This is a genomic window from Polaromonas sp. DSP2-3-2b2 (genome assembly GCF_049895905.1).
Classification (GTDB): Bacteria; Pseudomonadota; Gammaproteobacteria; order Burkholderiales; family Burkholderiaceae_C; genus Polaromonas.
In genome coordinates this window covers 103,787-116,689 of sequence record NZ_JAFCTH010000002.1, presented here as the reverse complement: position 1 = coordinate 116,689, position 12,903 = coordinate 103,787, and the positions used below count along the sequence as shown (strand labels likewise).

The 12,903-nt window shown below is 63.4% G+C and carries 14 protein-coding genes; 5 read left to right on the top strand and 9 right to left on the bottom strand.

The window, feature by feature from the left end; translation table 11 throughout:
- The first annotated feature begins 107 nt into the window (after window positions 1-107).
- The 4 genes from surE (at window position 108) to rlmD (ending at window position 4,278) form a co-directional block, all read left to right on the top strand.
- Window positions 108-893 carry a 5'/3'-nucleotidase SurE gene (surE, locus tag ACP7AD_RS02510; RefSeq protein WP_426144701.1) on the top strand — a complete coding sequence of 262 codons (786 nt, stop codon included), beginning with the start codon at window positions 108-110 and terminating at the stop codon, window positions 891-893.
- A 13-nt stretch (window positions 894-906) separates the two neighbouring features.
- Entirely contained in the window at window positions 907-1,761 is an 855-nt protein-coding gene (locus tag ACP7AD_RS02505; protein ID WP_426144703.1) for a protein-L-isoaspartate(D-aspartate) O-methyltransferase, read from the top strand.
- A gap of 59 nt (window positions 1,762-1,820) precedes the next feature.
- Complete coding sequence (locus tag ACP7AD_RS02500) at window positions 1,821-2,708, top strand: peptidoglycan DD-metalloendopeptidase family protein (protein WP_426144704.1); 888 nt, start codon at window positions 1,821-1,823, stop codon at window positions 2,706-2,708.
- A 103-nt stretch (window positions 2,709-2,811) separates the two neighbouring features.
- Window positions 2,812-4,278: a 23S rRNA (uracil(1939)-C(5))-methyltransferase RlmD gene (gene rlmD / locus ACP7AD_RS02495; protein WP_426144706.1), complete on the top strand. Its 1,467-nt coding sequence runs from the start codon at window positions 2,812-2,814 to the stop codon at window positions 4,276-4,278.
- Window positions 4,279-4,343: 65 nt separating this feature from the next.
- Here the strand turns inward: rlmD and ACP7AD_RS02490 are convergent, their stop codons facing one another.
- Complete coding sequence (locus ACP7AD_RS02490) at window positions 4,344-5,036, bottom strand: Bax inhibitor-1/YccA family protein (protein WP_426144708.1); 693 nt, start codon at window positions 5,034-5,036, stop codon at window positions 4,344-4,346.
- A 205-nt stretch (window positions 5,037-5,241) separates the two neighbouring features.
- On the opposite strand from ACP7AD_RS02490, the gene ACP7AD_RS02485 reads away from it, so the two are divergent.
- A complete protein-coding gene (locus tag ACP7AD_RS02485; protein ID WP_426144710.1) occupies window positions 5,242-5,649 on the top strand; it encodes a GlcG/HbpS family heme-binding protein in 408 nt (135 codons plus the stop codon).
- A gap of 222 nt (window positions 5,650-5,871) precedes the next feature.
- On the opposite strand, the gene ACP7AD_RS02480 is transcribed toward ACP7AD_RS02485, so the two are convergent.
- From ACP7AD_RS02480 to ACP7AD_RS02445, 8 genes are all read right to left on the bottom strand, one after another.
- Window positions 5,872-6,087, bottom strand: coding sequence for a hemin uptake protein HemP (locus ACP7AD_RS02480; protein ID WP_426144712.1), 216 nt, complete (start codon window positions 6,085-6,087; stop codon window positions 5,872-5,874).
- Window positions 6,088-6,094: 7 nt separating this feature from the next.
- On the bottom strand, window positions 6,095-6,505 hold the full coding sequence (locus ACP7AD_RS02475) for an ExbD/TolR family protein (protein WP_426144714.1): 411 nt from the start codon (window positions 6,503-6,505) through the stop codon (window positions 6,095-6,097).
- A 2-nt stretch (window positions 6,506-6,507) separates the two neighbouring features.
- Window positions 6,508-7,236: a MotA/TolQ/ExbB proton channel family protein gene (locus tag ACP7AD_RS02470; RefSeq protein ID WP_426144716.1), complete on the bottom strand. Its 729-nt coding sequence runs from the start codon at window positions 7,234-7,236 to the stop codon at window positions 6,508-6,510.
- Between the two features lie 29 nt (window positions 7,237-7,265).
- A complete protein-coding gene (locus ACP7AD_RS02465; RefSeq protein ID WP_426144717.1) occupies window positions 7,266-7,994 on the bottom strand; it encodes an energy transducer TonB in 729 nt (242 codons plus the stop codon).
- A 138-nt stretch (window positions 7,995-8,132) separates the two neighbouring features.
- Complete coding sequence (locus tag ACP7AD_RS02460) at window positions 8,133-8,321, bottom strand: (2Fe-2S)-binding protein (protein WP_426144719.1); 189 nt, start codon at window positions 8,319-8,321, stop codon at window positions 8,133-8,135.
- 318 nt (window positions 8,322-8,639) lie between these two features.
- Window positions 8,640-9,764: an alpha-hydroxy acid oxidase gene (locus tag ACP7AD_RS02455; protein WP_426144721.1), complete on the bottom strand. Its 1,125-nt coding sequence runs from the start codon at window positions 9,762-9,764 to the stop codon at window positions 8,640-8,642.
- Window positions 9,761-10,444: a Fe2+-dependent dioxygenase gene (locus ACP7AD_RS02450; RefSeq protein ID WP_426144722.1), complete on the bottom strand. Its 684-nt coding sequence runs from the start codon at window positions 10,442-10,444 to the stop codon at window positions 9,761-9,763. The genes ACP7AD_RS02455 and ACP7AD_RS02450 overlap by 4 nt, the downstream gene beginning before the upstream one ends.
- A gap of 41 nt (window positions 10,445-10,485) precedes the next feature.
- Window positions 10,486-12,621 (bottom strand): TonB-dependent receptor, encoded by a 2,136-nt coding sequence (locus ACP7AD_RS02445; protein WP_426144897.1) that lies wholly within the window; start codon window positions 12,619-12,621, stop codon window positions 10,486-10,488.
- Between the last annotated feature and the right edge of the window lie 282 nt (window positions 12,622-12,903).

Genomic DNA, 12,903 nt, shown 5'->3' with positions numbered 1-12,903 from the left:
TTTGCCGCCAGCAAGCGATTCAAGCCGTTCATCATAGGCAAGCCGGCCTTTGGGGCCTAGCTGAAAACCCGCGCGTCCTGTCCCGACCGGGACCGTAGAATCGCAGCATGAAAATTTTGATCTGCAACGACGACGGTTACCAAGCCAGTGGCATCGTGGCCCTGTATGAAGCCCTGAAGACCATTGCCGACGTCGAGGTGGTGGCGCCCGAGCAGAACAACAGCGCCAAGTCCAACGCGCTGACCCTGCATTCGCCGATGTACGTGCAAACGGCTGCCAACGGCTTTCGCTACATCAATGGCACGCCTGCCGACTGCGTGCATATCGCCTTGACCGGCCTGCTGGGCTACCGGCCCGACCTGGTGGTATCGGGCATCAACAACGGCGCCAACATGGGCGATGACACGATTTATTCCGGCACCGTCGGCGCGGCCATGGAAGGCTATTTGTTCGGCATCCCGGCGATTGCCTTTTCTCAGACCGAAAAAGGCTGGGCGCACATCGACGTGGCGGCGCAGCAGGCGCGCAACCTGGTGCAGCAGTTGATTCCTTCTCTAGAAGCGCTGGCCGAAGGCGCGCAGCCGACCGTGCCGCCCTGGCTGCTCAATGTGAACATTCCCAATTTGCCGGCCGGGCAGGTCGAAGGCTTCAAGGTGTGCCGGCTGGGCCGCCGCCATGCGGCCGAGCGGGTCATCGTGCAGACCAGCCCGCGCGGCGAATCGATGTACTGGATCGGCGGCGCCGGCCCGGCCAAGGAAGCCGGAGAAGGCACCGATTTTCATGCCACCACCCATGGCTACGTGTCCATCACTCCGCTGCAGGTAGACCTGACGGATCACGCCCGGCTGCCTTACTGGGCACAGACGGCAGCCAAGCTGAGCCACAAGCACTGAAAAAGGTATTTGCATGAAGATACCGTCGAAGCCGTCTTTTGATTCCGTCGGCAAACTGTCTTCTACTGGCGCACGGCCCGCGTTTCCAGTGCAGCTCAATCCTGACAAAGGCAACCCATTCGCTGCAAAAACCGTAGCAGCTGCCGCCCGCGCTACCGGCGCTGCAGGCCAAAATGACCTGAAAAGAGCTTTTCTGCCGGGTGCCTCTAGCGGTTTGGGGCTCGACTCGGCGGTGCGCGCCCGCATGGTGCGCCGCCTGGCCGAGCAGGGTGTGCTGGACGCGCAGGTGCTGGCCGCCATGGGCGCCGTGCACCGGCATCATTTTGTCGATACCGCCCTGGCCAACATGGCCTACGAAGACACCAGCCTGCCGATCGGATTCGGCCAGACCATCTCCAAGCCGAATGTCGTAGCGCGCATGCTCGAATTGCTGCAGCAGGGCCTGCATGATGCCAGCGGCAGGCTGGGCCGGGTGCTCGAAATCGGCACCGGCTGCGGTTACCAGGCAGCCGTGCTCAGCCACCTGGCCACCGAGGTCTACAGCATGGAGCGCCTGCGCGGCCTGCACGACAAGGCTCGGGAGAACCTGCGCTCCCTGCGCCTGGCCAATGTGCACCTGCTGTTTGGAGATGGCATGAACGGCTTTACCAAGGGCGCGCCGTATGCAGGCATCATTGCCGCCGCCGGCGGCGAGGCGATTCCGCTGGCCTGGACCGAGCAGCTGGCCATGGGCGGGCGCTTGGTCGCGCCGCTGCAAGATGCCAGCGGCGCCCAGGCGCTGGTGGTGATCGACAAGACGCCGCAGGGAATTCGCCAGACTTTACTGGAGGCGGTGCACTTTGTCCCTTTAAAATCAGGAGTCGGATGAGCTGGGCTGACACGTCAGGCCCGGTATCAGTCAGGCAACGGTTAAAGATGAAGGAATCAATGAGCAACAGCACCTGGTCGTACCGCACGGAATCTTTTCCTGCCTCTGGACCCCTCAAGCGCACCAGCTGGACTTCGCGCCTGGCGCTTCCCTGCGCGGTCGCCGCAGCTCTGCTGCTGGTGGCCGGCTGCGGATCCCGCATGCTGAACAACGCACCGGTTGAGGACCGCGGAACCGGCATGGTGCGTCCGGCCGACGCCGCCAAACTCCTGCCCGGCGCCGAGAACGCCGGGAAGCCGGGCTACTACATGGTCAAGCCGGGCGACACCATGATCCGCATCGGCCTGGAAAACGGCCAGAACTGGCGCGATATTGCCCGCTGGAACAGCCTTGAAAACCCGAACCTGATCGAGGTCGGGCAGGTGCTGCGGGTCGTGCCGCCGACCAGCGACGGCGTCGCGGTGGTCACCCGGCCGGTCATGCCGGGAAGCGCCGACATCGCACCGGCCCTGCCCGCCAGCGCCGCGCGGCCGGGATCAAGCCCCGCCAACGGCGCCGCCGCGCCCTCGGGCAGCGATGAGGATGTCGGCTGGATCTGGCCGGCGCAGGGAACGCTGGTGGCCGGTTTCGACGAAGCCAAGAACAAGGGACTGGACATTTTAGGCAAGTCCGGCGATCCGGTGGTGGCCTCGGCCGACGGCCGGGTGGTGTATTCGGGCGCCGGCCTGCGCGGCTACGGCAACCTGATCATCCTCAAGCACAACAACACCTTCCTGACAGCCTACGCGCACAACAAGCTGCTGCTGGTCAAGGAAGACCAGACCGTCAAGAAAGGCCAGAAGATCGCCGAAATGGGCAATAGCGACGCCGACAAGGTCAAGCTGCATTTTGAAATCCGTCGTCAGGGCAAGCCGGTCGATCCGGCCAAGTACCTGCCGGCGCGGTAAACCGCTAACGCTAAATCAGCAAGGAGTCCTGCTCTGGCCGGGCTCCTTTTTCGTGGGCGGCTGGTTTTGAACGCTGGGCACCTGCGGCCTGAGACAATGCGGCATGACCGAAAAGACGCAAGACCCTCTCCTCCCGCCGCCTTCCGAACCCAGGGAATATCCGCTCGATCTGCTCACCGTGGAGTCGCTCGACATCGAAGCGCAGGGCATCGCCCACCGCGCCGACGGCAAGGTCGTGTTCATCGAAGGCGCGCTGCCTTTCGAGCAGGTGACGGCCAATGTCTACCGCAAGAAAAGCAGCTTTGAAAAAGCCACGCTGCTGGTGGTGCATCACGAATCGGCCCAGCGCGTGCGCCCCGCCTGTCCGCACTTCGGCATGCACACCGGCGCCTGCGGGGGCTGCAAGATGCAGCATCTGCACATCGGCGCGCAGGTCGCCGTCAAGCAGCGGGTGCTCGAAGACAACCTGCGCTTCATCGGCAAGGTGAAGGCTGACAACCTGCTGCGGCCGATTGAAGGCCCGGCCTGGCATTACCGTTACCGCGCGCGCCTGTCGGTGCGCTACGTGCGCAAGAAGGGCACGGCGCTGGTCGGTTTTCATGAACGCAAGAGCGCCTACGTCGCCGACATGCGCGAATGCCATGTGCTGCCGCAGCATGTGAGCGACCTGCTGCTGCCGCTGCGCGGGCTGATCAGCAGCATGGACGCGCGCGAAGCCATTCCGCAGATCGAACTGGCCTGCGGCGACGACGTGACGGCGATGGTGCTGCGCCACATGGAGCCGCTCAGCGATGCCGACCTGGCGCGGCTGCGCGCCTTTGCCGATGCACATCCGGGCGTGCAGTGGTGGGTACAGTCGGGCGGGCTAGACACCGTCAAATTACTCGACGAGCAGGTAGCCGAACTGAACTACGGCCTGCCCGAATTCGGCATCACCATGCCGTTCAAGCCGACCGATTTCACCCAGGTCAACCCGCACATCAACCAGGTGCTGGTGTCGCGCGCGCTGCGCCTGCTCGACGTGCAGCCGACCGAGCGGGTGATTGACTGGTTCTGCGGCCTGGGCAATTTCACGCTGCCGCTGGCGACCAAGGCGCGCGAGGTGCTGGGCATCGAAGGCAGCGAGGTGCTGGTCGCCCGTTCACGCGAGAATTATGAGCGAAACAGGCCTGCTTCGCCCGTCCGGCCTGCGCTGGCAGCTACGAAGTTTGTAGCAAGAAACCTGTTCGAGATGACGCCAGCCATGCTGGTGCGGGACGGCGCGGCGGAAAAGTGGCTGGTCGATCCGCCGCGCGAAGGCGCGTTCGAGTTGTTCAAGTCGCTGGCCGCGCTGCACCAGCAAATCATCACCGGCGTCCCGTGCGACGACGGCGTGCACCAGCAAAGCCTGGCACTTGATGGCTGGACGCCGCCCCGGCGCATCGTGTATGTGAGCTGCAACCCGGCCACGCTGGCGCGCGATGCCGGCGTGCTGGCCGAGGCCGGCTACCGCTGCACGGCGGCGGGCGTGGTCAACATGTTCCCGCACACGGCGCATGTCGAGTCCATGGCGGTGTTCGAGCGCCTGTAGCCTGATTTGGCTGTGCCATGAAAAAAGGGCCGTGAAGGCCCTTTTTTCCGTGCGTGGCGAAAAGCTTATTCGCGTTCGCCGCCCATGATGCCCAGCAGGGCCAGCAGTGCCTGGAACACGTTGAAGATGTCCAGGTAGAGGCGCAGGGTGGCACTGATGTAGTTGGTTTCGCCGCCGTCCAGGATCTGCTTCAGGTCATACAGCATGTAGGCGCTGAAAATGCCGATCACCGCGACCGAAATCGCCATCATGCCGGCCGTGGAGCCGACGAAGATGTTGACGATGGAGCCCACCATCACCACCAGCGCGCCAACGAACAGCCATTTGCCCATGCCGGAAATGTCCCGCTTGATCACGCTGGCCAGCGTGGCCATCACGAAGAACACGCCGGCCGTGCCGCCCATGGCCGTCATGATCAGCTGCGAGCCGTTGCTAAAACCCAAAATCATGCCGATCATGCGTGAAAGCATGAGGCCCATGAAAAAGGTAAAGCCCAGCAGCACCGGAACGCCCGCCGCTGAATCCTTGGTCTTTTCAATGGCGTATATGAAGCCGAAGGCGCCTCCCAAAAACACCACCAAGCCCAGCCCTCCGGTCAATGCCTGTGTGATGCCGGTGGCCACGCCCAGCCAGGCGCCAGCCACCGTGGGCAGCAGGCTCAGGGCTAGCAGCCAGTAGGTGTTGCGCAGCACCTTGTTGCGCTGCTCGGCCGACTGCGCGAGTCCGTCGTAGCCGTAGGTCCGTACGTTGTCAGTCATGATTTCAACTCCTTTAAAACCCGCGTGTGCGGGCGATGAATGTATTTTATGGGCCATGGCGGTCATCCCTAGTAATCGGCCCACCGCAGCTCCTACTAATCGTAAGGGCTCTTTTGACTGGATTGGAGTCAATGGCGCCGCCCGGGTTCCCCGAATGTGCGTATGCTCGACACCTTTTACAAAAACTCGGAAAGCACTAAGCGCCATGAAATCCAAACCCCTGCTTGAACATGCCGACATCAAGGCCATCGCCGCCGCCGCCGAGGCCGAAGCGCTGAAAAATAACTGGGCCGTGACGATTGCCATCGTCGATGACGGCGGCCATCTGCTGCACCTGCAGCGCCTCGATGGCGCCGCGCCGCTGTCGGCGCACATTGCACCGGCCAAGGCCAACACCGCCGCCATGGGCCGGCGCGAGAGCAAGGTCTACGAAGACATGGTCAACGGCGACCGTCCCGCTTTTCTGTCCGCGCCTTACATAGCCGGCCTGCTTGAAGGCGGCGTGCCGATCGTCAAGGACGGGCAGTGCCTGGGCGCCGTCGGCGTCAGCGGCGTGAAGTCCACCGAGGACGCGCAGATTGCCCGTGCCGGGATTGCCGCCATCGGCTTGTAAGACCCAAAACACCGTGGATCAGGCCACGGCTTGATGAAAAAAAGCCGACGTGATGATCGTCGGCTTTTTTGCGTCTGTGATGGAGGTGCAGTGACTTCGCGGTAAAAAAAGCCTGGCTATTCGACCTGTTCAAGGTCCGTGGCTGGCAAAAACGACCTTGGGGCGGTTGGCCCGGATCGTCCCACGATGAAACTGTTGAGGTGAAGGGATTGAAGAATTGACTTACTTGGTCAGGATCAGCTTGCCCAGCCGCGTGGCCTGCAGGCGGTAGGTCAGGCCGTTGTGGCTGATGTCCACGGCTTTTTGACCGCGCAGCAACTCGGCGCTGTCAACGCAGCCAGGCCTGCCGATCGCCGGGGTGCCCGGGGAAGCCTTGCCGTCGGCAGGCGACAGCGGTTGCTGGTCCGCGCTGGCGGCGGGACATGGTGTTCTGGACATGGCTTTCTCAGTTCCTGGGTTCGGTGATGAAGCCGATCTTGCGCAGGCCGGCCTGCTGCGCCGCCGCCATGGCCTGCGCCACGCGTTCGTAACGCACCGCCTTGTCGCCGCGAATATGCAGGTCGGGCTGCGGGTTTTGCGCCGCAGTCGCCCTCAAGCGGGGCGCCAGGTCCTCGTCCCTGATTTTTGCGTCGTTGAGGTAATAGCTGCCTTCGGCATCGACGCTGAGCCGCACCGTTTCTGGCTTGATGGCTTGCCGCTCGTTGGTGGCGCGTGGCAGATCGATGTTGACCGAATGCTTCATGACCGGCACGGTGATGATGAAGATGATCAACAGTACCAGCATCACATCGACCAGCGGCGTCATGTTGATCTCGTTCATCACCTCGTCGGTGTCGTCCTGGGTTCCGAAGGCCATGTTCAGCTCCCTTTTCTCATCGCGACGACGTTGGCCGAAGCCGGTCCGGTGACGCGGGCGCCGGTCACGAAATAGGCATGCAGGTCATGGGCAAAGCGGTTGAGCTTGCTGCTCACCGACTTGTTGCCGCGCACCAAGGCGTTGTAGCCGAGCACTGCCGGAATCGCCACGGCCAGGCCCAGCGCCGTCATGATCAGCGACTCGCCCACCGGACCGGCCACCTTGTCGATGCTGGCCTGGCCATTGAGGCCAATCGCCAGCAGCGCATGGTAGATGCCCCAGACGGTGCCAAACAGGCCGACAAACGGCGCGGTCGACCCGACCGACGCCAGAACGGCCAGGCCGGACTGCATCCGGGTGCTGATGTCATCGATTGAATTGCGCAGGCTGCGCGTCACCCATTCGCTCAGGTCCAGCACATCGTGCAACTGCGGCTTGGCATTGCCGTCCTTGTGCAGCACATGGGCCGTGGCCTCGCGGCCTTCCACGGCCAGCAGGCGGAACGGGTTGGCCGCATCCGGGCCGAACTTGGCCAGTCCATCGGCAAAGTCGGCGCTGTGCCAGAAGCTTTCGGTGGCCTTGGCCTGGCTTGACAGCCGGCGCAGGTCCAGCGCCTTGGTGATGATGACGATCCACGAGGCCAGCGACATGAGCAGCAGCAGCACCGCGACGCTTTTGGTGACGATATCGCCTTGTGACCAGACATGGGCAAGGCCGAATTGGGTTTCCATTTGCGAACGACTCCAGGGAAAGTAAAAAATTATTCAAGAACAAAATTGATCGGGACGTTGAACCACATGTCCTCGGCCACGCCACCGCGCTTGCCCGGGACGTAGCGCCATTTGAGGACGGTGGTCAGCGCCGCCTGGTCCAGGCGCTCAAAGCCGCTGGACTGGCGAAGCTCGGCCTTTTGCGGCGTGCCATCGGCGCCGATCAGCACCCGGACCACGACCTTGCCCTGCTCGCCCAAACGTTTGCTGAGCGCAGGGTAGGCGGGTTTGGGGTTTTTCAGGTAGTCGGCATTACTCGACGGCAACTGGACCGACGGCGCCGCCGGCGGACCGCTCGGTGCGGCCGGTCCTGCGGGCGCTTCAGCCACCGGGGCTGGCGTGACCGCAGGCGCCGGGTTGAGGCTGCCCGTCGGTGCATTGGGCGAGGGCGTCGGGTCGGCAATGGCCAGCGGCTGCGCCTGCGGCCGGACGACCGGCTTGGGCACGAATTTTTTCTGCACGGTGGGCGCAGGCGTGACGGGCCGCACTGGCGGCGCCGGTGGCGCAGGTTCAGACTGGGGCTGAGGCGACTCGATCAATTCGGCCAGCACCTCGACCGGCACGATCAATTCGGCCGTGCGCTGCAGAAGGCCGCTTTGCAGCGCCCAGATCAGGCTGACATGCAGCGCCACCACGACCAGGGCAATCACCGCTGTGCGGCTCAGGCGCGCTGGCGGCTTGGGCGTATCGTAAGGAAGACCTGGAAAGGTGGCGTTCATGAAAGGGAGCGTATTCAAAAAAATGAGCAATGCTGCAACGATAAACCCGTTGGCAACAGCTCTTTGACCGGTTTTAGCGGCGAAAAATCCACCAAGCAGAACCCATCACCAACATCAGGCTGGCGGGAAGGATAGAGATCAAGCTGCCTGCATGTTCCATGAAGTGCCTTGCGCAAGGTCTACGGCCAGCGAGATGTTGGCGCTCGGGCAGGTGGCACTGCACCGGGCCATGCCAAGCTCAAACTGGATGTTGTCAAAACCCATGCCGGCATGCGCATGGCGGGCGATTTCCCGGTCGGAAATTCGGCGGCAGGCACAGATGATCATGATGGATGGGTAAATTTAACTGGCTACTGAACAAGGCGTAAAACAAGTATAAATGCGAATGAATCTTATTTGCGATGAATTTCGTTTTGGCCAGTTACTTTTTTGTAACCGGCTGATGGCAGCGTCCGCCGAGCCGGTGGCCCATCAAGCCGGGACCTGCCGGGGCCGGTGAAACAGAGCGCAATTGACTTCGACTGCCCACCATGAAGCGCAAGGCGCCTGATAGTTTTGCTATTAAATAAATAGCTGCTTGCGCATACTGAGTATGCGCGAAAGGGGTTTTTTCTATAAATTTTCGCAAAATACAGCCGCAGCGGATCAGTCTGGCATGAACAGCAGGTGAGGGCCGACCTGCGCCAGCGTACGGCAGCCACACAGCGCCATGGCGATTTCCAGCTCGTCGCGCAGCAGGCGCAGCACATGCGCCACGCCCAGCGCGCCGGCATTGGCCAGGCCGTAGAGGTAAGGGCGTCCGACCAGCACGGCGCTGGCGCCCAGCGCCACGGCTTTCAAAACGTCGGTGCCGCGCCGGATGCCGCCATCGACCAGCACCGGCATCTGACCGCCCACGACCTGCACGATGCGCGGCAGCACGCTGGCCGTGGCCGGCAACGTGTCGAGCGTGCGTCCGCCATGGTTGGAAACAATCACGCCGCCCACGCCCAGCGCGGCGGCCTGCCGCGCATCGTCGGGATGCAGCACGCCCTTGAGCACGACGGGCAGGCGCGTGATCGACTGCAGCCAGGCCACGTCTTCCCAGGTCGGGGCGCTGGCCAGCAAGTCGTCGAACAGCGCGCTCTGGCCCGGCTGCAACGTGCGTTGCGCCGGCGCGGCCATCCCGGCCAGGTTGACCGCCGAGACATGCGCGGGCAAATGAAAGTTAGTGCGCCTTTCGCGGTCGCGCGCGCCGCTGGTCGGCGCATCGACCGTCAGCACCAGCGCTTCATAGCCGGCGCGCTCGGCGCGCTGCACCAGTTCGCGGGTAAAGCCCCGGTCGGGCTGGATGTAAAGCTGGAACCACAGCGGGCCACGATTCGGGTCGGTCGCGATGGCTTCAGCGACCGTTTCCAGCGGAAAACTGGCCTGCGTGCTCAGCACCATGCCGGCGCCCAGCGCGGCCGCCGCGTAGGCGCTGGCCACTTCGCCGCCCGCATGCGCCATGCGCTGGTAGGCCACGGGCGCGAGCAGCACCGGGTGCGCCAGCGTGCGGCCCAGTAGTTTGACGCGCGTGTGTCCGCCGGCCAGCGGCTGCAGCACGCGCGGATTGAGCAGGCGTTCGTTCCACGCGCTGCAGTTGGCGCGCAGGGTGAATTCATCCCCCGCGCCGCCGCTGAAGTAGGCCCAGGTCTTGTCGTCCAGCCGCGTGCGGGCGTGCGCTTCGTGGTCGGCCAGCGTGACGACGCCGGCGGGAATCTGCTCGACGCTCAGCGGCGCAGCACTCATGTGTCGGCCCACATGCGCAACAGGTTGTGGTAAGCGCCGGTGAGTTGCACCACGGCCGGCTCGTCGCCCCGGCGGCGCAGTTGCAGCAGCGCCATGTCCATGTCGAACAGCAACTGGCGCTGCTCGGTGCTGCGCACCATGCTTTCGATCCAGAAAAAGCTCGCCAGCCGCGCCCCACGGGTCACGGGCGCGACCTGGTGCAGCGTGCTGCCGGGGTAGAGCACCATGTCGCCCGCCGCCAGCTTGATGCCGCGCTCGCGCTGCGCTTCCTGGATCAGCAGCTCGCCGCCGTCATAGTCGGCCGGGTCGGCCAGGAACAGCGTGCAGGAAATATCGCTGCGGACCCATTGCGATGTGGCCTTGGAATGCACAACGGCACCGTCGATGTGCGTGCCGTAGAAATTGGAGTCGCCGCTGTAGCGGTTGAACAGCGGGTTGAAGATTTTTTTCGGCAGTGCGGCCGAAAAGAGCAGCGGCTCGCGCTGCAAGGCAGCCAGGACCAGGGCCTGCAGCTGCCGGGCATTCCCGCTGTCCTGGGCGAGTTGCTCGTTGTGTTTTTTGGCCAGGGCTTGATCGCCCGCGCTGCTGCGCCCGTCGATCCACGGCGCGTCGCTGCCAAGCAGACGGCGCGCGCTGTGGAGTTCGTCGGGTGTCAGGATGTTTTTCAGATGCAAAAGCATGGTGTTGACGCAGTGCGGGTGGGGGGTTAAGACGGCCAGGCTTAGAACAGGGTTTTCAGCGTCAGCTGGACCGACCGGGCGGCGCCGGGGGTGTAGAAGCCGCGGTACAGCGAGTCGGCATAGAGCTTGTCGGTGAGGTTGGTGATGTTCAGCTTCAGGGACGTGGTGTCATTGACGCTGTGCTCGGCCATGGCGTCCACGGTGGTGAAGCTGTCGGCCTGGACATGGCGCGCGCCTTCGGGGTTTTGCTTGCCACGGTAGGTAAAGCCGCCGCCGACACGCAGTTGTGGCATGACGCGGTAAGTGGTCCACAGGCTGGCGCTGTGCTTGGGCGTGAGGGCCGAGCGGTCGCCCTTGACCTGCGCGCCGGTGCCTGCCGCATTGAGCGCCACGTTACTCTCGTCGATCTTCGCGCTTGGAATCCAGGTGTGGTTGTAGAAAATTTCCCACAGCGGCGTGATGCGGCCGGCAAGGTTCAATTCCATGCCGGTGGCGTGGCGCTTGCCCGACAGCAGGTTCTGCTGGCTTGCGGTGTCCGGGTCGGTGTTGCGCTCGTTGTATTTCTCGGAGTGGAACAGGGCAACGCCCAGGGATGCGCGTTTTTCAAACAGCTCGAACTTGCTGCCGAACTCGATGTTGCGGCTCTTTTCCGGGCCGGTGTTGGCATCCTTGGCGCTCGGGCTGCCGGGGCTGAACTGGTAGGTGTCGCCCGAGGTGTTGAAGGAGGTGCCGAAGGAAGCGTAGTAGGAACTGTTGTCGTCAGGCTGGAACAGGGCGCCCAGGCGTGGGCTCCAGAGGCCGTCGGAGCGCTCGAAGTTCGCACCTGCATTGGTCTGGTAGGACGCCTTGAAATTGTCATGGCGCAAGCCGCCAATCAGCTTGACGGTCGGTGTGAGGGTCACCGTGTCCTGCACATACAGGCCCAGGTTTCGGGCATCGAAGGTGCCAAACGGTGGAGCGCCCCGGGTGTCGATGCGCGAATCGCCACTGTTGGGCGTGCCCACGGTCGTCATCAAGCTGCTGGCGGCGCCGGCAAAGTTGTTGGCCCGCTTGGCGTCTTCCTGGTAGTAGTCCACCCCGGCGATCAGGCCGTGCTTTTTGCCCAGCGCGCTGAAGCTGCCGGTGTAGTCGCTCTGCAATTGCGTGGTGTCGCTGATGCCGATGCGCCCCTTGGGCGAGCGGCTGATGAGGGTGCTCGGGCTCAGGTTGTTGATGGTGGTGGCCGCGCCGTTGGTCTGGCCGAAACGGATCACGCTGGCCCACAGGTCGCGCTCGTAGCGGCCATGGCGCAGGCGGGTGCTGACCTGGCTGTCCTGGTCAAAGCGGTGGGTGTGGCTCAGGGTTCCGTAGGTCGCCGAGGTGTTCAGGTAGTCGCTGTCGAAGCCATAGTAGTTCCTGGCGGGCAGCGTGGGCTTGATGATGCCGTCCTGGATGAACCAGGGATGGTTGTAGTTGGGCGTGCCCTTGACGTCCAGATGGTAGAGGCCGACCGAAAATTCGTCGCGCGTGCCGATGCCCCAGCGATACGTCGGCGCAATGCCGCGCTTGCTGACTGTGGCGCCGTAGTTGTCGGCTTCATGCACCATGGCATTGATGCGCAAGGCGGACTCTTCGCCTGTCTTGACATTGAAGTCGCCCGTCAGCCGGTGTTCCCTGCCGGTGCCCAGGGTGTAGTTGACCTCGTGCTGGGTCATCAGGAAAGGCTGCTTGTTGACCTGGTTGACGATGCCGCCGGTCGAGCCCTTGCCGAACAGCATCGATGCAGAACCCTTGAGCACCTCGACGCGGTCGTTGTTGAAGGTGTCGCGCTCATACAGGGCGCCATCGCGCATGCCGTCGGTGTAGATGTCGCCGGCCATGCCCAGCGAGAATCCGCGCAGGCGCACATCTTCCTCGCCGGTTTCGCCGGCCTGGAAGGTCACGCCCGCCGTGGTACGCAGCACTTCGCGGAAGTCGTCCAGGTTGCGGTCGTCGATCAGGCGTTCGGTCATCACCGTGACCGATTGAGGAATGTCTCGCAGGGCTTGCGTGCCCTTGCCGATGCCGGTTTCGGTGGCCCGCAGCGTGGCCTTGGAATGGGTGCCTTCGGCTTTTTCCTTGACGATCACCGTGCTTAGGGTTTTTTCGGCGGTCGCTGGCACTGTTTGCGCCCAGCCGCCGACCGAAGCGGCCAGCATCAGCGCGCCCAGGGGAATCAGCGCCTTGTCCGAAGATGCGGGTTTTGGCGTGACCGCCAGGTTCATGAAGGAAACAGAATCAGCGCCGGGACGGGAAATTTTGTTGCGCGCAGGGCGTGCCAAAGGGTGTGCCAAGGAAAGGGCTCCAAGCAGGGACCGTTTTTTTAAATGACGGACCCGGGTTACAGAAAATGGCTTGGCTGTGCTCGGAGCTGTCTTTGGGGGGACGCGAGTTGGCTGGCTTGTGGAATCAGCCCTTGATTCTACAGTGAATGAGAATGA